A 21,527-nucleotide genomic window follows, 5' to 3' on the forward strand; every position below is an offset into this window, starting at 1 on the left:
GAGATGATTGCATTTACTGCGGCGGAAATCGCCGAAATCACCAGCGGGCGTCTGGACGCCGATCCCGGAGTTACGCCCCTCTCGGTGGTGACGGATTCACGCGAAGCCATCCAGGGTTCGCTTTACGTCGCGAAGCCGGGCGAGCACGCCGACGGCCACGATTTCATTGACGCAGCTTTCGCTGCCGGTGCGGTCCTGGCACTTGTCGAGCGCCCCGTAGCCGGCCCCGACGGCACCCCCTACCCCTCCATCGTGGTTCCCGACGCGGTCCTGGCGATGGGAGCCCTCGCCGCCGAAGCCGTCCGCCGCATTCGTGCCGCCCGTGCAGAAGCGGGCAGCCAGCTGACGGTGGTGGGCATCACCGGTTCAGCCGGCAAGACCACCACCAAGGACCTGCTGGCCGGAATCCTGGCAACGCAGGGCAACACCGTGGCGCCCCAGGGCTCCTACAACGGCGAGGTGGGCGTCCCGCTCACGGTCTTCCGGGCGGGCACTGACACCCGCTACCTGGTCATTGAAATGGGAGCCACCGGCATTGGCCACATCCGCTACCTTGCGGAGATGGTCAAGCCGGACATCGGAGTTGTCCTGGCAGTGGGCACCGCACACGCCGGCGAGTTCGGGGGAGTCGGGAACATAGCGCTGGCCAAGGGCGAAATGGTTGAAGGCCTGGCCGCCCAGGGAACGGCCATCATCAACCTCGACGACGAACGCGTCGCGGCCATGCGCAGCCGCACCGAGGCCACGGTCCTCGGATTTTCCGCGGAAGGCCGGCAGGACGCCCAGGTGCAGGCCCTGAATGCCGACACCAACGCCGGGGGCAGCCCCGAATTCGATCTCCAACTTCCCGACGGCGCCCCTCCCCGCCACGTGAGCAGCAGGCTCATCGGAGCCCACCACATGGGGAACCTGCTGGCAGCCGCCGCAGCGGCCTGGGCCGCAGGCGTGCCCGGAGACCACATCGCGGAGTCACTGAGCAGCCAGGCAGCAGCCAGCCGCTGGCGCATGGAGCGTACCGAGCGGCACGACGGCGTCACCATCATCAACGATGCCTACAACGCCAACCCCGAATCAATGCGGGCCGCCCTTCGCACCCTGGCCGACCTTGGCCGGGGACGGCGCACCTGGGCCGTGCTGGGGGCCATGCTGGAACTCGGCGAGGACTCCATCCGCGAGCATACCGCCGTAGGCACCCAGGTTGTCCGCCTTAACATCTCACGGCTGCTGGTAGTGGGCCGGGAAGCGAGGGCCCTCTACGTCTCCGCCGTGCAGGAGGGATCCTGGGGCGACGAATGCCTCTTCGCGGAGACGCTCGATGAGGCCTACGACGTCCTGGACGCAGAACTCGAGCCGGGCGACCTGGTGCTGTTCAAGTCCTCCAACAGCGTTGGACTCCGCCATTTGGGCGATCGGATAGCATTACCCCCAGCCCCCACCCCTGCCGACGAAAGGAGCACTCTGCTGTGATTGCTCTATTGATCGGCGCAGGCCTGGCCCTGCTCTTTGCCCTGGTGGGCACCCCGCTGTTCATCCGCCTGCTGGTGCACCGCGGCTACGGCCAGTTCATCCGTGACGACGGCCCCACCTCCCACCACACCAAGCGCGGGACGCCCACCATGGGCGGCACCGTCGTGGTGGCCGCAGTACTGCTGAGTTACGGACTCACCCACCTCATCATGCTGATGATGAACCCCGACTCACCCGGCCCCTCGGCCTCAGCACTCATCCTGCTGTTCCTCATGGTGGGCATGGGCCTGGTGGGATTCCTGGACGACTTCATCAAGATCTCCCGGCAGCGGAGTTTGGGCCTGAACGCCAAAGCCAAGCTCATCCTCCAGGCGGCCGTCGGCATCGTCTTCGCCATCCTGGCATTGAACTTCCCCAACAGCGCCGGGCTGACGCCGGCGTCGACAAAGATTTCCCTGGTCCGCGACCTGCCCTGGCTCGACCTCGCCTTTGGCGGCACCGTCCTCGGCGCGATTCTGTTCGTCATCTGGTCCAACCTGATAGTCACCGCAGCCACGAACGGGGTGAACCTGACCGACGGATTGGACGGCCTTGCCGCCGGTGCCTCCATCATGGTCTTCGGCGCCTACACCCTTATGGGCATCTGGCAGAGCAACCAGGCCTGCGGTTCCCCCCGGGAGGCCGGCAGCGGCTGCTACCTCGTCAGGGATCCGCTGGACCTCGCCCTTCTGGCGGCCATCCTCAGCGCCGCCCTGGTGGGGTTCCTCTGGTGGAACACCTCCCCGGCGAAGATCTTCATGGGCGACACGGGGTCGCTGGCCATCGGCGGCGCCGTAGCCGGATTCGCCATCCTGTCCCGCACCGAACTGTTGCTGGGCATCGTGGGTGGCCTCTTTGTGCTGATCACGCTGTCCGTCATCATCCAGGTGGGCTACTTCAAGGCAACCGGCGGTAAACGTGTGTTCAAGATGGCGCCGCTGCAGCACCACTTTGAGTTGAAGGGCTGGGCCGAAGTGACCGTCGTCGTCCGGTTCTGGATCCTTGGCGGACTCTTCGTCGCCGTTGGCCTGGGCATCTTCTACGCTGAATGGGTTGTACTGCTGTGACCGTTTCCCCCCGCCTGGCAAACCTTGTCTCCTGGGACTCCGACTGGGCCGGCCTGCGCGTCGCCGTGACGGGCATCGGCGTCTCCGGCTTCGCGGCCGCGGACACCCTGATCGAGCTCGGCGCCCGCGTCGTGGTGGTGGACGCCGCCACCAGCGACACCGCACGTGCACACGCCGACACCCTGAAAATCGTCGGCGCCGCCGATGTCCTGCTGGGCCCTGACGCGGTGACCCACCTCCCACGGATCGACGGCGAACTGCCGGAACTGATCGTGACCTCGCCCGGGTGGCGCCCAGACCAGGCCCTCCTGGCGGCCGCGGCACGGAAGCACATCCCGGTGTGGGGCGACGTCGAACTTGCCTGGCGCGTGCGGATCAGGGAAGGCCGGAAGACGGCCGACTGGCTGGCCATCACCGGCACCAACGGCAAGACCACCACGGTGGGACTCACGGAATCGATGCTGCGGGCCGCAGGACTCAAAGCCATCGCTGTGGGCAACGTGGGCACCCCCATCCTTGATGCCCTTCGGGATCCCGTGGAGTACGACGTCTTCGCGGTGGAACTTTCCAGCTTCCAGCTGCACTGGACGGAATCGGTGTCGCCTGTTGCCAGCGTCTGCCTCAACGTGGCCGAAGACCACGTTGACTGGCACGGCTCCTATGATTCCTACCTGGCCGACAAGGCGAAGGTCTACGAGCGGACCCAAAAAGCCTGCATCTACAACGCCGAGCAGGTGGAAACCGAACGCATGGTGGAAAACGCCGACGTGGTGGAGGGCTGCCGCGCCGTTGGCTTCACCACACTGACGCCGGCCATCAGCATGCTCGGAGTGGTGGAAGGGCTGCTGGTGGACCGGGCGTTCATCGAAGAACGCAAGGACAGCGCAGCCGAACTCGCCTCCATGGCCGACCTTGGACCGCTGGCCCCGCGCCACATGGTGGCCAACGCCCTTGCCGCGGCCGGCCTGGTGCGCGCCTACGGCGTGGAGCCCAAGGCTGTGCGCCAGGGCATCCTGGACTACGTGCCCGGCGACCACCGCATCCAGCCTGTGGCCCGCCTGAACGGTGTTCTGTGGGTCAACGACTCCAAAGCCACCAACCCCCACGCCGCGTCGGCATCCCTGTCAGCTTTCAGCAACGTGGTCTGGATTGCCGGCGGCCTCTCAAAAGGCGTGAGCTATGACGACCTGGTGCGGGATCACGCAGCTCGGCTCAAGGCCGTGGTCCTGATCGGAACAGACACGTCGCACCTCCGCGAAGCCCTCCGGCGACACGCGCCGGATGTCCCGGTGATCGAACCGGGGGCAGGTGACACTGAAGGAGTGGAGACTGCTTCGGCGCCCGGCGGCACCACTGCCGGTACCCCCGGCAATGGAGAACAGGTGATGTCCTGGGCCGTTGCGTCTGCGGCCCGGCTCGCCGAATCCGGCGATACCGTGCTCATGGCTCCGGCAGCTGCTTCCATGGATCAGTTCTCTTCCTACGCTCACCGTGGTGGTACTTTCATCGACGCTGTCCGCGAGCTGGTGGAAGGGCAGGCCCAGACCGGCGAGGAGTAACAATGGTCAGCACGCCCACCCGGCAGCAGGGTGTTAAGCCGAAGGGCGGCAAACCCCGCCCCGGCTCAACCGCCATCCGGCAGCCCGCCGCGGCCGGCGCAAAACTGCGCACCTTTTACCGCCGGTTCTGGTCCGCGCTTGAGGGCACGGGCAAGTCCCGGAACGGCTCCACCTACTACCTCATCCTTGGTGCCACCCTGGCCCTGACCGCCATTGGCATCATGATGGTCCTCTCCGCCTCGAGCGTTGAATCAATCGCCGCCGGCAAGTCCCCTTATGGCGATGCCCTCAAGCAGGGAGTCTTCGCCGCGATCGGCATCTTCACCATGTTCGTGCTCTCACGCATCAACGTTGTCTGGCTGAAGCGCCTCGCATGGCCCGCCGTGGGGGCAGCCGTCCTGCTTCTGGGCCTGGTCCAGGTGGTGGGCACCGAGATCAACGGCAACCGGAACTGGATCGACCTTGGCGGCATCACCTTCCAGCCCTCCGAGGCGGCCAAACTGGCCCTTGCCCTCTGGCTGGCCACGGTGCTGGCCCGAAAGGGCAAGCTGCTGGGCAAATGGCAGCACGTGCTGGTACCCGCCATACCCATGGCAGCCATCGTCATCGTCCTGATTCTGGTGGGCAACGACCTGGGGACTGCCATGATCATCATGATGATCATGGCAGCGGCCCTGTTCTTCGCCGGCGTTCCGCTCTACCTGTTCGGCATCGCAGGCATCATCGCCGCCGCCGGCACGGCAGTCATGGCCGTCACCAGTTCAAACCGCATGTGCCGCATCACCTCCTGGTGGACCGGCCAGTCCTGCGCCGACGGGATTGACGCCAACTACCAGGCCACCAACGGCATGTACGGCCTGGCATCCGGAGGCTGGCTGGGCGTAGGCCTCGGGCAGAGCCGGCAAAAGTACAGCTGGATTCCCGAAGCCCACAACGACTTCATCTTCGCCATCATCGGCGAGGAACTCGGGCTGGTGGGCACCGTCGTCGTCCTGATCCTCTTCGCCATCCTCGGCGCTGCCATTTACCGCGTGGTGGTGGCACAGGAGGACATGTTCCACCGGGTCCTTGCCGGCACCATCATGGTCTGGCTGCTGGGCCAGGCCACCGTGAACATGTCCGTGGTCACCGGCCTCATGCCCGTCATCGGTGTTCCGCTGCCGTTCATCTCCTACGGCGGTTCGGCCCTGCTGATGTCGCTGTGTGCGGTGGGGGTGGTCCTCTCCCTGGCCCGGGAGCAGATGGCGCCTGCCATGCGACCCAAGCGGATGCTGAAGTTCAAGCTCCGGCCGGGGCGGGACAAGAACCAACCAAAGAATTCCAGAAAGCGTGCCTAACCCCAGATGACTCCGACACAACCTTCCATCGTCCTGGCCGGTGGCGGAACAGCCGGCCATATCAGCCCGTTGCTTGCCATCGCGGCGGCCCTGCGCAGCGAAGCCCCCGGCGCTTCAATCCTGGCGGTCGGAACGCCGTCGGGAATGGAAACCCGGCTGGTTCCCGCCGCCGGCGTCCAGCTGGCCACGATCGACCGGGTGCCGTTTCCCCGCAGGCCATCCGCTGACCTGCTCCGCCTGCCGGCCCGGCTCGCCGGTGCCGTCCGGCAGGCCGGCGCCATCCTGGACCGGGCGCACGCCGACGTGCTGGTGGGCGTCGGCGGATACGTCTGCACGCCCATGTACCTGGCGGCGCGGAAGCGCGGCATACCCCTGGTGATCCATGAGGCGAACGCCCGGCCGGGACTGGCCAACCGGGTGGGGGCCTTCCTCAAGGGCCGGGTGGCTGTGGCTTTCGAGGGCACTCCGCTCCGCAACGCGGTGCACGTGGGCATGCCCATGCGCAAGGAGATTTCCGGCCTGGACCGGAAGACTGCCCGCACCGCCGCACGCGAGGCCCTTGGGCTGGATCCCCACCAGCCCACCCTGATCGTCACCGGCGGGTCCTCCGGCGCGCAGAGCATCAACCGGACCATCGCAGCCTCCGTGGCCCTCCTTGCGGAGGCCGGTATCCAGACCCTCCACGTCACCGGCCGCGGAAAAACCGTCCTGGACCCGGCCGGGCAGCCCCTTGCCGCTGAGGGTTACCGGCAGGTGGAATACATCGACGGCATGGAACGTGCCTACGCCGCGGCCGACCTCCTGCTGGCCCGGTCCGGGGCTGCCACGGTCTGTGAAGTCGCTGCCGTCGGCGTACCGGCAGTCCTGGTGCCCCTGCCCATCGGCAACGGGGAGCAGGCACTGAACGCAGCGGGCCTGGTCTCCGCAGGAGGCGCAGTACTCGTTGCCGACCGTGACTTCACTCCGGAATGGGTTGCGCGCGAACTGGTTCCGCTGATTACCGATAAAGCACGGCTTGCCGCCATGGAAGCGAAGTCCTACCGGCTCGGCATCCGAAACGCCGACCAGCGCATGGCTGGTCTTGTCCTGGAAGCGGTATCTGCATGAACGCCCATAACACCCCCGGCCTGGAATCCCTTGGCAAGGTGCACTTCATCGGCATTGGGGGAGTAGGAATGTCTGCCGTGGCCCGCATCATGGTGGCGCGCGGCGTCCCGGTCAGCGGCTCCGACGCCAAGGACCTGCCCGTAATGGCGGACCTCGCCGCCGCCGGTGCACGCGTCGCCGTCGGCTACGCTGCAGGCAACCTGGCGGACGCGCAGACCGTGGTGGCCGGATCGGCAATCCGTGAAGACAACCCCGAACTGGCTGCAGCCCGCACGGCCGGCCTGCCCGTGCTTCACCGGTCCCAGGCGCTGGCCGCCACCATGGGTGATGACACCGTGGTCACGGTGGCCGGAACGCACGGCAAGTCGACCACCACGTCCATGGTCACCGTGCTGCTGCAGGCGGCGGGCCTGGACCCGTCGTTCGCGGTCGGCGCCAACATCCCCGCGCTTGGCGTCAACGCCGCGCATGGCACGTCCGGCATCTTCGTGGCCGAGGCCGACGAATCCGACGGATCCTTCCTGAACTACCTGCCCCGCATCGCCGTCGTCACCAACGTGGAGCCCGACCACCTTGACTACTACGGCACGGCCGAAGCCGTATACGAGTCCTTCGACCGCTTCACGGCGCTGCTGCCCTCGGACGGCCTCCTGGTGGCCTGCGCGGACGACGCCGGGGCGCTGGCCCTGGCCGAGCGCACCGGGGCCAGGGGCAACACCCGGGTGCTCCTGTACGGCACCAGCGAGGCCGCGGACGTCCGGCTGCACGACGACGGCCCGGACCACGTCGCGGTATCGGCACACGGCGCCCGGTACGGGCTGTCACTGCAGGTACCCGGCCGCCACAACGCGCTGAACGCGGCCGCCGCCTTCGCCGTCGCCCTTGAACTCGGCGTGGACCCGGCCGCTGCCGCCGCCGGCCTCGCCCACTTCGCCGGCGCCTCGCGGCGCTTCGAACTGAAGGGATCGGTACGGGGCGTCCGGGTCTTCGACGACTACGCCCACCACCCCACGGAAGTCCGTGCCGCCCTCACCGCCGCGCGTTCGGTGGCAGGCGGCCACAAGGTCCACGTCCTGTTCCAGCCGCACCTGTTTTCCCGCACCCGGGAGTTCGCCGCGCAGTTCGCAGACGCCCTCAACCTTGCCGATACCGCCCTGGTCCTGGACATCTACCCCGCCAGGGAGGATCCCATTCCGGGCGTCACCAGCCAGCTCATAGCCGACCACCTCACAGCGGGCGGACGGCTGGCAGAGGGAGCCGACGCCGTCGAAACCCTGGCCAAGGCCGCCGCGGACGGGGACGTCGTCCTGACCGTCGGTGCCGGTGATGTCACGTCTTACGGCCCGCGGATTATGGAGGCGCTGCGTGCCTAGCTCCCGCCGTCCCACCTACGCCCCGCCCCGGCGGAATGGCCGCCCCGACGCAGCGCCTGCGGACAGTGCGGAGAAAGAGCCCCGATCGTCCGGGACGCCGGGCGCCTCCACAGGTGGCGATGTGATCACGGCATCCCGCAGCATCCCGGACCAGGCGCCGGCGCACAAGCCGGCGAAGGCGGAGAAACCCTCCGGGGCAACGGTGCTGGCGTTCCCCGAGCCCAAAGGCCGGCGCCGCAGGAAGAAAGTCCTGGCAGCTGCCGGAACAGTGGTTGCGCTGGTGGCGGGACTGCTGGCAGCCGCCATCTATTCGCCGGTGCTGGCCCTGCAGACCATCTCGGTGACGGGCACGCACTTCGTCACCCCGGCCCAGGTGCAGACGGCGTTGGAGCCACTGCGCGGCAAGCCGCTGGCCCAGATCAGCGACGACGACGTCCGCGGGCTCCTCGGCTCTTTGGTCCAGGTCAAATCCGTGTCCGTCGAGGCCCGGCCGCCGTCCACCCTCGCCGTTGCCGTGCATGAGCGGGTGCCCGTGGCGCTGGTCAAGCAGGGGGAGCAGTACCAGCTGGTGGACGTCGACGGCGTCCAGCTGGCCACCACCGATGATCCGGCGACGGCATCGCTGCCGGTCATCGACGGCGGTGCCGGTGCGATCGGGCAGGACCTGTTCCGCGCCACGGCCGCAGTGCTGGGTGCCCTGCCGGCCGACGTCCTGGCGAAGCTGTCCAACGCGTCCGCGCAGTCCGTGGATGCCGTGGAACTCAAGCTCGTTGACGGCCAGACTATCGTGTGGGGCAACGCCTCGGAGAAGGAGCTCAAGGCCAAGGTCCTGGCCGCCCTCCTCAAGGCTCCGGCGGACCCCAAGAACCCGGTCAGGGTCTACGATGTCAGTGTGCCCCGGCACCCCGTGACGCGCTGAGCGCTTTCTTTCCCGGTATTAATCCGACACGCGGACCCGGTTATTGAATGTCGGAACCAGAGGAAATACCGTCACAGACAAGAGTTACTTGACATAACTCTAACCTTCAACCGGAGGGTTAGGGTTGAGGGTTTCAAGCTCACCATCAGTTTTCGCAATAAGACACGAACAAGGGACACGTAACGTGGCAGCTCCGCAGAATTACTTGGCCGTCATCAAAGTCGTCGGCATCGGCGGCGGTGGCGTGAACGCAGTCAACCGCATGATCGAGGTCGGCCTCAGGGGTGTTGAATTCATCGCCATCAACACCGACGCCCAGGCCCTGCTCATGAGCGACGCCGACGTGAAGCTCGACGTCGGACGCGAGCTGACCCGTGGCCTCGGTGCAGGCGCCAACCCCGAGGTAGGCAAGCAGGCCGCCGAGGACCACGCGGACGAGATCGAGGAAGTCCTCCGTGGCGCCGACATGGTCTTCGTCACCGCCGGTGAGGGTGGCGGCACGGGCACCGGTGGCGCGCCCGTCGTCGCCCGGATCGCCCGTTCGCTCGGTGCCCTGACCATCGGCGTGGTCACCCGTCCCTTCACCTTCGAAGGCCGCCGCCGCGCCGGTTCGGCAGAGGCAGGCATCGACGCCCTGCGCGACGAGGTGGACACCCTCATCGTGATCCCCAACGACCGCCTGCTGTCCATCAGCGACCGCAACGTGTCCGTCCTTGACGCGTTCCGCTCCGCCGACCAGGTCCTGCTGTCCGGTGTCCAGGGCATCACCGACCTCATCACCACCCCCGGCCTGATCAACCTTGACTTCGCGGACGTCAAGTCCGTCATGCAGGGCGCCGGCTCGGCCCTCATGGGCATCGGTTCGGCCCGCGGTGAAGACCGCGCCGTGAAGGCGGCCGAACTGGCCATTGCCTCGCCGCTGCTGGAAGCATCCATCGACGGCGCCCACGGCGTGCTGCTGTCCATCCAGGGTGGCTCGGACCTGGGCCTGTTTGAAATCAACGAGGCTGCCCGCCTGGTCCAGGAAGTGGCCCACCCCGAGGCAAACATCATTTTCGGTGCCGTCATCGACGACGCCCTGGGCGATGAAGCACGCGTCACCGTGATCGCCGCGGGTTTTGACGACGTCAAGGCCACCTCGCCCTCCATGGACCAGTCCCAGCCGCAGGCCGCGCCCCAGCGGCCGGCCGCCCCTGCTGCTGCTCCGGCTTCGGCGCACCCGCAGAGCGGAAACCACCAGGGCAACGGGAACCACCAGCAGAACGTCCAGCCGATCCACGCAGGCGTCGGCGCTGCGGGCCTCAGCAACTGGGGCCAGCAGCGCCCGCAGGCCGTTCCGGCGGACTCCGGCTTCGACGTCGACCTGCCGTCCGTGGTGGAGCCGGACATGACCGGAACCCACCCGGATGACCTGGATGTTCCCGACTTCCTGAAGTAGGCAGCGGCTTGTTCCATTGGCGTGCCGACATCCTCCCGGGGGTGTCGGCCGCATTCACTGATGCGGGGGCGGGAAACCTCGCCCTGCACGTGGGGGACGATCCCGCCGCGGTCCAGGAGCGCCGGTCGCGCCTGGAAGAGTCCATCGCGGCGGCGCCCGGCTCGCTGCGCTTCATGAACCAGGTCCACGGCAACACCGTGGCGATCATGGACGCCGGGTCACCTGCCCCTGAGGCCGATGCCATGGTGTCCCGTGGCCTGCCCCTGGCGGTCATGGTGGCGGACTGCATTCCGGTGCTGCTGGCGGGGGAGTCCGCACACGGGCCCGTCCTTGCCGCCGTGCATGCCGGGCGCCCCGGCATCGCAAACGGTGTCCTTCCGGCCGCCGTGGACGGCATGAAGTCGCTGGGTGCGTCCCGGATCCGTGCCTGGCTGGGACCATCGATCTGCGGGTCCTGCTACGAAGTCCCCGCAGCCCTGCGCGACGAGGTGTCGGCCCTGGTTCCGGAGACACGGAGCACCACCGCCTGGGGAACGCCGGCGCTGGACCTTCCCGCCGGCGCACGCGCCCAGCTGGAGGCTTCCGGCGTCGAGGTAGAGTACGCCGGTTCCTGCACGCTGGAGACGGAAACGCTCTATTCGTACCGGCGGGACCGGAACACGGGCCGCTTCGCCGGCCTGGTCTGGTGCCATGACTGAGCGGCCGGGCAGCGGGCAGGGAAATGATCCCCGCAGCGCGGAACTCGCCGAACGGCTCGCCGTGGTGCGGAAGCGGATCGCCGATGCCGCCGGCACCGCCGGCCGCAGTGACCGTCCGCCCTCACTGATCGTGGTCACCAAGTTCCACCCGGCAGAGGACATCCGGCGCCTGGCCGCCCTCGGAATCACCGACGTCGGCGAGAACCGGGACCAGGAGGCCGCTGCCAAGGCGCTGGAGCTCGCTGATCTGGACCTGACCTGGCACTTCGTTGGCCAGCTGCAGACAAAGAAGGCCAAATCCGTGGCGCGCTACGCAGCCGCAGTCCACTCGGTGGACCGGCCGCAGCTCGTGGATGCGCTGGCAAAGGCTGCGCGGAACGAGATGGACTCCAACGGCCGGTCCCCGCTGGACTGCTTCATTCAGGTCAGCCTTGAGGAAAGAGAACACGACGGCGACGGCGGCACGCACCGTGGCGGGGCAGTCCCCGCCGACGTGCCTCTCCTGGCAGAGCGGATCGCCGCGGCTGACAGCCTGAACCTGGCCGGCGTCATGGCAGTTGCGCCGCTGGGAGCGCCGCCTGAACCGGCGTTCGAAAAGCTCGCCGGGATTTCCGCCGGGCTGGTCGCAGCGCACCCCGCAGCCACCGGCATCTCGGCAGGCATGAGCCAGGACCTGGAGGCGGCCATCAGGTTCGGGGCGACACACCTGCGAATCGGTTCCGATATTCTCGGTTCCCGTCCTGCCGTGGGGTAGCGTCGGACCTATTGGAAGTGATGGGCGGGGGACTCCAGTGCTGTCAAATCATTGGGCGGCCCGCTTACGGGACACGATTAGGAGTCGACCATGGCCGGCGCTCTGCGCAAGACAATGATCTATCTTGGGCTCGCCGACGGCGATGAGCATTACGAGTCCGAGCAACAGACCACACGTAAGGATGAGGACGAACCGATGGAAGTTGACCGCGAGGAACGCCGTGCTCCGGCACCGGTCCGCGAAGTCAGCCGCGAGGCGTCCTACGCCCCTGAAGAGGAATACCGCGCCCCTGTGACCCCCATTAAGCGTGCGGCCTCGAGCCGCGAAGAGAACACCGGTCTGCGCCAGATCACCACCATCCACCCCCGCTCCTACAACGATGCCAAGCTCATCGGCGAGAGCTTCCGGGACGGCATCCCGGTGATCATGAACGTCACGGACATGGGCGAGGCCGATGCCAAGCGCCTGGTCGACTTCTCGGCAGGGCTCGTCTTTGGCCTGCGGGGAAGCATTGAACGGGTCACCAACAAGGTGTTCCTGCTCTCACCGTCCTACGTCGAAGTGATCGGTGACGACAAGAAGGCCAGCGATACGCAGGCCAGCTTCTTCAACCAGAGCTAAGCGCCATCCGCTGCGCACAGATGCCAGGCAGGGACACCTGCCTGGCATCTGTGCTGAAATAGACAAGACAACAGCAGTACGACAGCGGCCGGACGCAATGAACCGGCCGCACGAATATGGAGATATGAAATAAGTCATGGGAATTGTTTTCGGACTTCTCTATCTCGCCCTGCTGCTGTTCTTTGTGGCCCTCATCATCCGCCTGGTCTTCGACTGGGTACAGATGTTTGCGCGGGAGTGGCGGCCGCGGGGCGCGGCCCTGGTGGTGGCCCACGCCGTCTACTCCATCACGGACCCGCCACTGAAGGGGCTGCGGCGGCTGATTCCGCCACTCCGCCTCGGCGGCGTCTCCCTGGACCTGGGCTTCCTGATCCTGTTCATCGGCGTCAGTATCGCGATGAGCGTCACCAGGGGACTGGCCTGATTTTTCCCCGCCGGACCCCGCAATGCAGTGTGTTCCTTCCCGGAACGGCTACTGTAAAGCGAAGAAACCTCCCGTTTGACACCGCAGTGTTGAATTAGAGTAAGCAGACCAAATTTAGGTACCTTAGTTTTGACGGCCGGAAGGCCTACTGACTAACCAGACCAGTGAGGTGACCAGATGGCTTTGACGCCAGAAGACGTTGTCAACAAGCGCTTTCAGCCCACCAAGTTCCGCGAGGGCTATGACCAGGACGAGGTTGACGACTTCCTGGACGAAATCGTCGTTGAACTCCGCCGCCTGAACCAGGAAAACGACGAGCTCCGCAAGAAGCTCGCCGAAGCAGGTTCCAGCGTTCCGGCAAGCTCAGCTGCCGCCCCCGTGGTGGAGAAGGTCCCCGCGCCGGTCAAGGCCGACAAGGACGAAGCCCGCGAGAAGGCTGAAGCCGAAGCGAAGGCTGCCGAAGCCAGCAAGAAGAAGGACGTCCAGCCGGCCGCTCCGGCCGCCGCCGCCCCCGTTGCACAGGCTCCCGCCGCTACTGCATCCGCCGAGTCCGCTGCCGGCCTGCTGGCCATGGCACAGCAGATGCACGACCGCCACGTCGCCGACGGCCAGGCCCAGAAGGACAAGATCATCGCCGAGGCGCAGATCGAAGCCAGCAGCCTCGTCAACGATGCCCAGGAAAAGTCCCGCAAGATCCTCGGCGCCCTGGAGCAGCAGCGCTCCGTCCTGGAACGCAAGGTGGAGCAGCTCCGCGGCTTCGAACGCGACTACCGCTCACGCCTTAAGGCCTACATCGAAGGCCAGCTCCGCGACCTGGATGCCCGCGGCTCCGTCGCTACGCCGGAAGTCAGCGAAGCCAACTAAGTCTGGCAGCACGTATTCTGAAAGCCGGTGGCTGAGGATTCCTCGGCCACCGGCTTTTGGCATTGACACCCAGTTCCACGAATTGAAAGCACCATGACTGACGAACTTGCCGCCGACGCGGCACGCCCTGTCCCACCCTCGCCGCGCCCCCGCCGGGCGGTGCTGCTGTCCCTGTTCGCGGGGTTCGCGGTCTTCGCCTACGTCCTGGACCAGCTGACCAAGCTGTGGGTCACCTCCACCATGGTGGAAGGGGAACGGATCCCGGTGCTGCCGCCCCTGCTCCACTGGTACTTCATCCGGAACTCCGGCGCCGCGTTCTCCATCGGTGAGAACGTCACCTGGGTGTTTTCCATCATCATGGCCGGCGTGGCTGTCGCCATCCTTTTCCAGGTCCGCCGGCTGGGCTCCGCCTGGTGGTCCCTGGCCCTGGGCCTGCTGCTCGGCGGGGCGCTGGGGAACCTCACGGACCGGCTCTTCCGTGAGCCCTCCTTCGGCATGGGACACGTGGTGGACTTCATCCAGCTTCCCAATTTCGCCATCTTCAACATTGCCGACTCCGCGGTGGTGTCCGCCGTCGCCATTATCTGCATCCTGACCATCCGCGGGATCGCCCTGGACGGAACACGGCTGGGGAGCGCACACAAGGACAAGCCTGGCCATGACTGACCGCATCGTCGTCGCCGAAGAATACGCCGGGGCGCGGGCGGACGCCGGCCTGGCCAGCCTCCTGGGCGTGTCCCGTTCCGTCGCCGCATCCCTTCTCGCGGACGGCCACGTCCTCAACCGGGGCAAGGCCCTGGGCAAGTCGGCAAAACTCGTGGCCGGGGACACCCTCGAGGTCACCGTCCCGGAACGGCGGAACCCGCTTGAAGTCGTGGAGGAAGTTGTGGAAGGCCTGAATATCCTGCTCGACGACGATGATTTCGTCGTCGTCGACAAACCCGTCGGCGTAGCAGCCCATCCCTCACCGGGCTGGGTGGGGCCCACCGTGGTGGGCGGGCTTGCCGCTGCCGGCTACCGGATCTCCACTTCGGGCGCCCCCGAGCGGGCAGGCATCGTCCACCGGCTCGACGTCGGGACCTCCGGCGTGATGGTGGTGGCCAAATCCGAGCGCGCCTACACCGCCCTCAAGCGCGCCTTCAAGGAGCGCACGGTGGACAAGGTCTACCACGCGGTGGTGCAGGGCCTTCCCGACCCCTTGACGGGCACCATCGATGCCCCCATCGGCCGCCACCCCGGGCACGACTGGCGTTTCGCCGTCATCGAGGACGGGCGGCCCTCCGTGACCCACTACGAAGTCCTGGAGGCCTTCGGCAAGGCCAGCCTGGTCGAAGTCCACCTTGAAACCGGCCGCACGCACCAGATCCGGGTCCATTTCTCCGCGCTCCGCCACCCCTGCGCCGGCGACCTCACGTACGGCGCCGATCCCCGCCTGGCCGCCAACCTGGGGCTCACGCGGCAGTGGCTGCACGCCCGTCAACTGGCCTTTGACCACCCCGTGACGGGGGAGCGCGTTACGGTCACCAGCGAGTACCCGCAGGACCTTTCCTACGCCCTGGAAGTGCTGGAGTCGGGCCAGGCCTGACACGGCCGGCCTGGCAGGAGTGTCCGGGGGCAGCGCTTAGAATAGTGCGGTGAGTTCCAGCAATGATTCGTTTGTCCACCTGCACACCCACACCGAATATTCCATGCTGGATGGAGCGGCCCGCCTGGGGGAGCTGTTCGATGAGACCGAACGCCTTGGCATGCCGGCCCTCGCCACCACAGACCACGGCTACCTGTTCGGCGCGTTCGATTTCTGGCGCAAAGCCACGGACAAGGGCATCAAGCCGATCATTGGCGTCGAAGCCTATGTGACGCCCGGTACTGCCCGGACGGACAAGGAACGCGTGCGCTGGGGCGATGAATCCCAGCGCAAGGACGACGTCTCCGGCGGTGGGTCCTACACCCACATGACCCTCCTGAGCTACAACAACGTGGGCATGCGGAACCTCTTCCGGGCCTCCTCCATCGCTTCCCTTGACTCGGTCTTCGGCAAGTGGCCGCGGCTGGACCGGGAACTGCTTAACACGTACTCAGAGGGACTCATCGCCACCACGGGCTGCCCTTCCGGCGAGGTCCAGACCCGGCTCCGGCTCGGCCAGTACCGCGAAGCACTCGAGGCGGCGGCCGAGTTCCGCGACATCTTTGGCGCGGAGAACTACTTCTGCGAACTGATGGACCACGGGCTGGACATCGAACGCCGGGTCACCGGCGACCTGCTGCGGCTCGCCAAGGACCTGAACCTGCCCCTGGTGGCCACGAACGACCTCCACTACACGCACGAGCACGACGCCAAGGCGCACGAGGCCCTGCTGGCCATCCAGTCCGGCTCCACGCTGCTGGAACCCACCTATGACAACGGCGGCTCCCGGTTCGCGTTCTCCGGCAGCGGCTACTACCTGAAGTCCCCGCAGGAGATGCGGGAGCTCTTCCGCGACCACCCGGAGGCGTGCGACAACACCCTGCTGATCGCCGAACGCTGCGAAGTGTCCTTCAACACCGACGCCAACTTCATGCCGCGGTTCCCCTGCCCGCCCGGCGAGGACGAGACCTCCTGGCTGGTCAAGGAAGTGGACAAGGGCCTGCAGTACCGCTACCCGGGCGGCATCCCGGATGAAGTCCGCAAGCAGGCCGACTACGAGCTCGGCGTCATCACCTCCATGGGTTTCCCCGGCTACTTCCTGGTGGTTGCCGACTTCATCAACTGGGCGAAGAACAACGGCATCCGGGTGGGCCCCGGGCGTGGTTCGGGTGCAGGCTCCATGGTGGCCTACGCCATGCGCATCACCGACCTCGACCCCCTGCGCCACGGGCTGATCTTTGAACGGTTCCTCAACCCGGACCGCGTCTCCATGCCCGACTTCGACGTCGACTTCGATGACCGGCGCCGCTCGGAAGTCATCGACTACGTCACCCGCAAGTACGGTGACGAGCGCGTCGCGATGATCGTCACCTACGGCACCATCAAGACCAAACAGGCCCTCAAGGACTCCTCCCGCGTCCTGGGCTACCCGTTCAGCATGGGCGAGACGCTGACCAAGGCCCTGCCGCCGGCCGTGATGGCCAAGGACATTCCCCTGGCGGACATCCAGAATCCGGAGTCCAAGCGCTACAGCGAAGCAGGGGACTTCCGGCAGCTGATCGCCACCGACCCCGAAGCCGCCAAGGTCTTCGAAACGGCCCTGGGCATCGAAGGCCTGAAGCGCCAGTGGGGCGTGCACGCCGCCGGCGTCATCATGTCCTCGGACCCCATCATCGACGTCATCCCCATCATGCGCCGCTTCCAGGACGGCCAGGTGATCACCCAGTTCGACTACCCGACGTCCGAGGGCCTGGGCCTGATCAAGATGGACTTCCTGGGCCTGCGGAACCTGACGATCATTTCCGATGCCCTCGAGAACATCAAGATGAACCGCGGCATCGACCTGGACCTTGAAAACCTTGAGCTGGACGATGCCCCGTCCTACGAGCTCCTGGCCCGCGGCGACACCCTGGGCGTGTTCCAGCTCGACGGCGGTCCCATGCGGTCGCTGCTCAAGCTCATGAAGCCTGACAACTTCGAAGACATCTCCGCCGTCCTGGCGCTCTACCGTCCGGGTCCCATGGGCGCCAACGCCCACACCGACTATGCGCTGCGCAAGAACGGGATCCAGGAAGTCATCCCCATCCACCCGGAGCTGGAGGAGCCCCTCAAGGAAATCCTCGGTGGGACCTATGGCCTGATCGTGTACCAGGAGCAGGTCATGGCCGTGGCGCAGAAGCTGGCCGGCTACTCGCTGGGCCAGGCAGACATCCTCCGCCGCGCCATGGGCAAGAAGAAGAAATCCGAGCTGGACAAGCAGTTCGCCGGCTTCTCCCAGGGCATGCAGGACAACGGCTACTCCATGGAGGCCGTCAAGACCCTCTGGGACATCCTGCTGCCCTTCTCCGACTACGCCTTCAATAAAGCCCACTCGGCCGCCTATGGCGTGATCTCGTACTGGACCGCCTACCTCAAGGCCCACTACGCCCCTGAATACATGGCGGCGCTGCTGACCTCGGTGGGCGATGACAAGGACAAGTCGGCCATCTACCTCAACGAGTGCCGGCGCATGGGCATCACCGTGCTTCCGCCGGACGTCAACGAGTCCGCCCTGAACTTCACTCCGGTGGGCAACGACATCCGCTTCGGCATGGGCGCCATCCGTAACGTGGGCGTCAACGCCGTGGAAGCCATGGTGGCAGCCCGCGAAAGCGAGGGAGCGTTCACCTCCTTCAAGGACTACCTGATGAAGGTCCCGGCCGTGGTCTGCAACAAGCGGACCATCGAGTCCCTGATCAAATCCGGCGCGTTCGATTCGCTGGGCCACCACCGCCGCGCCCTGGCCATGATCCACGAAGAGGCCATCGACTCCGTCATCACCCTCAAGCGCAACGAGGCCATCGGCCAGTTCGACCTCTTTGCCGGTTTCGAAGACGCCGGGGCGGAATCGTCCTCCCTGAGCATCGAGATCCCGGACCTGCCCGAGTGGGAAAAGAAGGACAAGCTCTCCTTCGAACGGGACATGCTGGGCCTGTACGTGTCGGACCATCCGCTGCAGGGCCTGGAGGGACTCCTGGCCCAGCATGCAGAGATGAGCATTACCTCCATCATCGGCGAGGACGGGCCGCAGGACGGAGCGATCATCACGATCGCCGGCATGATCACGTCTCTGAGCCGCCGGATCGCAAAAGCCAGCGGCAATGCCTACGCCCGGGCCGAGGTGGAAGACCTGGGCGGCTCGATCGAGGTCATGTTCTTCGGGCAGGTCTATGGGCCGATCGCCTCCGTACTGGCGGAGGACCTGATCGTGGTGGTCAAGGGCCGGCTGCAGAAGCGCGACGACGGCGCCATCACGCTCAACTGCATGGAGCTGTCCGTTCCGGACCTGAGCGAAGGGCTGCACGGGCCCCTGGTCATCACCATGCCCACCCACAAGGCCACGGAGGCCGTGGTCACGGAGCTCGGCGACGTCCTGCGCACCCACCGGGGCAACTCGGAGGTGCGGCTGCACCTGCAGGGGGACACCCGGACCGAAATCATGGGCCTGCCCGTCCACCTTCGGGTGAACCCCAGCCCGTCGCTGTTCGGCGACCTGAAAGTCCTGCTGGGCCCGGCCTGCCTGGACGCCTGACAAACAGGCGGCCGACGGCGGGAATCACCTCCCGCCGTCGGCCGCCTTTTTGCTGCGCCGGTCCGTGGGCGTCAGATCTCGTAGTCCAGCGGCACGGGCTGCCCATAGGCGCCGCCGTGGTACAGCAGCGGCGATCCTTCGCCGCCCACCTGGCCGTCCACTACCTGGACCACCACCACGGCGTTGTTCTCGAACGAGAGCCGCATCTGGATCTCGCCGATCAGCCAGCCGGCAACATCCTTGAGGATGGGCACCCCGTGCGGGCCGATCTCCCAGTGGTTGCCTTCGAAGCGGTTGCCGGGGCGGGCAAAGCGGGCCGCCAGCTCCTGGTTCTCCAGCCCCAGCATGTGCACCCCCAAGTACTGGGTGTTGGCCACGGCGGGCCAGGACCTGGAGCTGCGCGCCATGTTGAACGTGAAGCGCGGCGGCTTCGCCGACAGGGACGCCACGGAGGTTGCCGTGAAGCCGTAGGGCTCATCCTGGTAATTCACGGTGATGATGGCGACGCCCGCGGCATGCCGGCGGAACATCTCCCTGAACGTCTGCTCGAACGGCTCGCTGTTGTCGGTCACCGGAACTCCTGAACTAAGTGGCGTAACTCTTTCCCCAAGCGTATTGGCCCACGGTCACGGCGGGAAAACAGGCGGCGGCCGCACCACGGCGGATGGCCTTGCAGGAACCTTTGTTAAGGTGTGTTGCATGACGAACTTCGCCCGCCCCGACAGGCGGCTGCTGCCATGGTCCCTGCTGCTGGTCCCGGCGGCCGCGGGCATCCCGGCGGGCATCCTCTGGTGGGTCCTTGCCCCGGGCGGATTGAACCTGATCACCCGCGACCCAGCCCTGGCGGCCGGCACCGTGCCCCTGGTCTGGCTGCCGCGCGATCTCACGCTCGCAGGCATCCTGGTGCTGGCCGGCTGCCTGCTGGCCGTATTCCTGGCGGACGGCAAGCGCCCGGACCCGCAGGCGGCACTGCTCACCGGCCTGGCCGGGGCGTTCGCGGGCAGCGCCGTGGCATGGGGGACAGGTGTCCTGGCGGGACGGCTGTGGGGTCCGGCCGTCGACACGTCGGCAAACGCCAGCATCGCCTTCTCCCTGCGGGCGTGGCCGGTCCTGTTGCTGTGGCCCGCCGCCACGGCCGTGTCGGTCTTCATCCTGGAACTGGTGGGCACCACGGGCAGGAAGCCTGATTCAGCCGGCGCGGAAACAGCAGGCGTGCACAGCCCCGTAAAATAGAGCGGTGACCACATCCCCGGAGTTTCCCGCCCCCGTGACCGCCGCCGTCGAGTTCCGCACCATTGACCTTCGGGGCCGCCACCTGAGCCTTCCGGCACTGCGCGCCGCGGTGCCACGCGCCAAGGGACAGACCGTGGCGGACGCCGAGGAAAAGGTCCTGCAGATCATTTCCGCCGTCCGGGAGCGCGGCTTCGCGGCGCTGGCCGAGCTGGCCGAACGGTTCGACGGCGTGGCGCAGGAGCACCCGCTGGTCCCCGGGGAGGCACTCGCCGCAGCGCTGGACCAGCTGGATCCGGCCGTGCGGGCTGCCTTGGAGGAATCCATCAGCCGGGCCCGGAAGTTCGCGGACGGGCAGCGCCCGCGCAATGTCGACGTCGAACTGGGCGACGGCGCCGTGGTCAGCCAGAACTGGGTTCCGGTGGCCCGCGTGGGGCTGTACGTTCCCGGCGGCCTTGCCGTGTACCCGTCATCGGTGATCATGAACGTCGTGCCCGCGCTGGCGGCGGGCGTGGAGTCCATCGCCCTCGCGTCGCCGCCCCAGAAGGAGTTCGGCGGGCTGCCCCACCCCACCATCCTGGCGGCGGCGGCGCTGCTGGGCATCACTGAGGTTTACGCCATCGGCGGGGCCCAGGCCATTGCCGCCTTCGCTTACGGCGTCGAAGCGACGGAGGCAGGTCCGGCCCTGGAGCCCGTGGACGTGGTCACCGGCCCCGGCAACATCTTCGTGGCCACGGCCAAACGCCTGGTTAAGGGCGTCGTCGGCATTGATTCCGAGGCAGGAACCACGGAGATCGCCATCCTGGCGGACGACTCCGCCCAGCCCGCCCTGGTTGCCGCCGACCTGCTCAGCCAGGCGGAGCACGATCCGAAGGCAGCGTCGGTCCTCATCACCGATTCCGAGGAGCTGGCCGCCGCCGTGCGTGCTGAACTGGCACTGCAGGCCGCCGCCACCAAGCACTCGGCCAGGGTGCAGGAGGCGCTGTCCGGCCCCCAGTCCGGCGTCGTGCTGGTGGACGGCCTCGAGCAGGGAATCGCCGCCTGTGACGCGTACGCAGCGGAGCACCTGGAAATCATGACCCGCGACGCTGCAGCCGTGGCCGCCCGCATCCGGAACGCGGGCGCGATCTTCGTGGGGGACTACAGCCCCGTCAGCCTTGGCGACTACTGCGCCGGCTCCAACCACGTGCTGCCCACCAGCGGTACGGCAGCCTTTTCCTCCGGGTTGAACGTGACCACCTTCCTGCGCGCCATCCAGGTGGTCAACTACAGCCGGGAAGCCCTGGCCGAGGTCAGCGGACACATCGTGAGCCTGTCCCGGGCCGAGGATCTTCCGGCCCACGGGGACGCGGTGACGGCCCGGTTCCCGGGCGACCGGTGATACCACTACATGTAGTAATTACAGGATTGTTATTACCCCACATCTGCCCGTAAA

At 66.9% G+C, this 21,527-nt stretch carries 19 protein-coding genes; 18 read left to right on the plus strand and 1 reads right to left on the minus strand.

Going from position 1 to position 21,527, the window contains the following annotated elements; translation table 11 throughout:
- Window positions 1-3: 3 nt before the first annotated feature.
- From PUN51_RS18500 to dnaE, 16 genes are all read left to right on the plus strand, one after another.
- Window positions 4-1,467, plus strand: a complete 1,464-nt coding sequence (locus tag PUN51_RS18500; protein ID WP_275182068.1) for a UDP-N-acetylmuramoyl-tripeptide--D-alanyl-D-alanine ligase — start codon at window positions 4-6, stop codon at window positions 1,465-1,467.
- Window positions 1,464-2,573, plus strand: coding sequence for a phospho-N-acetylmuramoyl-pentapeptide-transferase (gene mraY, locus PUN51_RS18505; protein WP_159632243.1), 1,110 nt, complete (start codon window positions 1,464-1,466; stop codon window positions 2,571-2,573). The genes PUN51_RS18500 and mraY overlap by 4 nt, the downstream gene beginning before the upstream one ends.
- Window positions 2,555-4,132, plus strand: coding sequence for a UDP-N-acetylmuramoyl-L-alanine--D-glutamate ligase (gene murD, locus PUN51_RS18510; RefSeq protein WP_275182069.1), 1,578 nt, complete (start codon window positions 2,555-2,557; stop codon window positions 4,130-4,132). Before mraY ends, murD begins: the two co-directional genes overlap by 19 nt.
- A 2-nt stretch (window positions 4,133-4,134) precedes the next feature.
- Entirely contained in the window at window positions 4,135-5,469 is a 1,335-nt protein-coding gene (ftsW, locus tag PUN51_RS18515) for a putative lipid II flippase FtsW (protein ID WP_275182070.1), read from the plus strand.
- Window positions 5,470-5,475: 6 nt separating this feature from the next.
- Entirely contained in the window at window positions 5,476-6,576 is a 1,101-nt protein-coding gene (gene murG / locus PUN51_RS18520) for an undecaprenyldiphospho-muramoylpentapeptide beta-N-acetylglucosaminyltransferase (protein WP_224025674.1), read from the plus strand.
- A complete protein-coding gene (murC, locus tag PUN51_RS18525; RefSeq protein WP_275182072.1) occupies window positions 6,573-7,949 on the plus strand; it encodes a UDP-N-acetylmuramate--L-alanine ligase in 1,377 nt (458 codons plus the stop codon). The genes murG and murC overlap by 4 nt, the downstream gene beginning before the upstream one ends.
- Window positions 7,942-8,868 carry a cell division protein FtsQ/DivIB gene (locus PUN51_RS18530; RefSeq protein WP_275182074.1) on the plus strand — a complete coding sequence of 309 codons (927 nt, stop codon included), beginning with the start codon at window positions 7,942-7,944 and terminating at the stop codon, window positions 8,866-8,868. The genes murC and PUN51_RS18530 overlap by 8 nt, the downstream gene beginning before the upstream one ends.
- Before the next feature lie 184 nt (window positions 8,869-9,052).
- Complete coding sequence (gene ftsZ / locus PUN51_RS18535; RefSeq protein WP_159632237.1) at window positions 9,053-10,306, plus strand: cell division protein FtsZ; 1,254 nt, start codon at window positions 9,053-9,055, stop codon at window positions 10,304-10,306.
- 8 nt (window positions 10,307-10,314) lie between these two features.
- Window positions 10,315-11,004: a peptidoglycan editing factor PgeF gene (gene pgeF, locus PUN51_RS18540; protein WP_275182075.1), complete on the plus strand. Its 690-nt coding sequence runs from the start codon at window positions 10,315-10,317 to the stop codon at window positions 11,002-11,004.
- Window positions 10,997-11,758, plus strand: a complete 762-nt coding sequence (locus tag PUN51_RS18545; protein WP_275182077.1) for a YggS family pyridoxal phosphate-dependent enzyme — start codon at window positions 10,997-10,999, stop codon at window positions 11,756-11,758. Before pgeF ends, PUN51_RS18545 begins: the two co-directional genes overlap by 8 nt.
- 90 nt (window positions 11,759-11,848) lie before the next feature.
- Window positions 11,849-12,379 (plus strand): cell division protein SepF, encoded by a 531-nt coding sequence (locus tag PUN51_RS18550; protein WP_142121297.1) that lies wholly within the window; start codon window positions 11,849-11,851, stop codon window positions 12,377-12,379.
- 136 nt (window positions 12,380-12,515) lie between these two features.
- Window positions 12,516-12,803, plus strand: coding sequence for a YggT family protein (locus PUN51_RS18555; RefSeq protein WP_043453045.1), 288 nt, complete (start codon window positions 12,516-12,518; stop codon window positions 12,801-12,803).
- 177 nt (window positions 12,804-12,980) lie between these two features.
- Window positions 12,981-13,667, plus strand: a complete 687-nt coding sequence (locus tag PUN51_RS18560; protein ID WP_159632234.1) for a DivIVA domain-containing protein — start codon at window positions 12,981-12,983, stop codon at window positions 13,665-13,667.
- 93 nt (window positions 13,668-13,760) lie between these two features.
- Window positions 13,761-14,333, plus strand: coding sequence for a signal peptidase II (gene lspA / locus PUN51_RS18565; RefSeq protein ID WP_159632233.1), 573 nt, complete (start codon window positions 13,761-13,763; stop codon window positions 14,331-14,333).
- Window positions 14,326-15,252: an RluA family pseudouridine synthase gene (locus PUN51_RS18570; protein ID WP_275182079.1), complete on the plus strand. Its 927-nt coding sequence runs from the start codon at window positions 14,326-14,328 to the stop codon at window positions 15,250-15,252. The genes lspA and PUN51_RS18570 overlap by 8 nt, the downstream gene beginning before the upstream one ends.
- 49 nt (window positions 15,253-15,301) lie before the next feature.
- A complete protein-coding gene (gene dnaE, locus PUN51_RS18575; protein WP_159632231.1) occupies window positions 15,302-18,862 on the plus strand; it encodes a DNA polymerase III subunit alpha in 3,561 nt (1,186 codons plus the stop codon).
- Between the two features lie 71 nt (window positions 18,863-18,933).
- Here the strand turns inward: dnaE and PUN51_RS18580 are convergent, their stop codons facing one another.
- Window positions 18,934-19,434, minus strand: a complete 501-nt coding sequence (locus PUN51_RS18580) for a flavin reductase family protein (protein WP_056331660.1) — start codon at window positions 19,432-19,434, stop codon at window positions 18,934-18,936.
- Between the two features lie 127 nt (window positions 19,435-19,561).
- Here PUN51_RS18580 and PUN51_RS18585 point away from each other — a divergent pair, with 127 nt between their 5' ends.
- Together PUN51_RS18585 and hisD are read left to right on the plus strand one after the other, a co-directional pair.
- Window positions 19,562-20,095 (plus strand): hypothetical protein, encoded by a 534-nt coding sequence (locus tag PUN51_RS18585; RefSeq protein ID WP_224025679.1) that lies wholly within the window; start codon window positions 19,562-19,564, stop codon window positions 20,093-20,095.
- A gap of 4 nt (window positions 20,096-20,099) precedes the next feature.
- Window positions 20,100-21,473: a histidinol dehydrogenase gene (gene hisD, locus PUN51_RS18590; RefSeq protein WP_224025680.1), complete on the plus strand. Its 1,374-nt coding sequence runs from the start codon at window positions 20,100-20,102 to the stop codon at window positions 21,471-21,473.
- The last annotated feature ends 54 nt before the right edge of the window (window positions 21,474-21,527 follow it).

Source organism: Arthrobacter sp. NQ4 (genome assembly GCF_029077345.1).
Lineage (GTDB): Bacteria > Actinomycetota > Actinomycetes > Actinomycetales > Micrococcaceae > Arthrobacter.

What these genes read in the sequence shown, in the direction of transcription:
- PUN51_RS18555 (WP_043453045.1), top strand. Translation starts at nt 12,516, where the DNA reads ATGGGAATTGTTTTCGGACTTCTCTATCTCGCCCTGCTGCTGTTCTTT.
- PUN51_RS18560 (WP_159632234.1), top strand. Translation starts at nt 12,981, where the DNA reads ATGGCTTTGACGCCAGAAGACGTTGTCAACAAGCGCTTTCAGCCCACC.
- murC (WP_275182072.1), top strand. Translation starts at nt 6,573, where the DNA reads ATGAACGCCCATAACACCCCCGGCCTGGAATCCCTTGGCAAGGTGCAC.
- murD (WP_275182069.1), top strand. Translation starts at nt 2,555, where the DNA reads ATGGGTTGTACTGCTGTGACCGTTTCCCCCCGCCTGGCAAACCTTGTC.
- lspA (WP_159632233.1), top strand. Translation starts at nt 13,761, where the DNA reads ATGACTGACGAACTTGCCGCCGACGCGGCACGCCCTGTCCCACCCTCG.
- PUN51_RS18550 (WP_142121297.1), top strand. Translation starts at nt 11,849, where the DNA reads ATGGCCGGCGCTCTGCGCAAGACAATGATCTATCTTGGGCTCGCCGAC.
- PUN51_RS18570 (WP_275182079.1), top strand. Translation starts at nt 14,326, where the DNA reads ATGACTGACCGCATCGTCGTCGCCGAAGAATACGCCGGGGCGCGGGCG.
- PUN51_RS18545 (WP_275182077.1), top strand. Translation starts at nt 10,997, where the DNA reads ATGACTGAGCGGCCGGGCAGCGGGCAGGGAAATGATCCCCGCAGCGCG.
- murG (WP_224025674.1), top strand. Translation starts at nt 5,476, where the DNA reads ATGACTCCGACACAACCTTCCATCGTCCTGGCCGGTGGCGGAACAGCC.
- ftsW (WP_275182070.1), top strand. Translation starts at nt 4,135, where the DNA reads ATGGTCAGCACGCCCACCCGGCAGCAGGGTGTTAAGCCGAAGGGCGGC.
- PUN51_RS18585 (WP_224025679.1), top strand. Translation starts at nt 19,562, where the DNA reads ATGACGAACTTCGCCCGCCCCGACAGGCGGCTGCTGCCATGGTCCCTG.
- PUN51_RS18500 (WP_275182068.1), top strand. Translation starts at nt 4, where the DNA reads ATGATTGCATTTACTGCGGCGGAAATCGCCGAAATCACCAGCGGGCGT.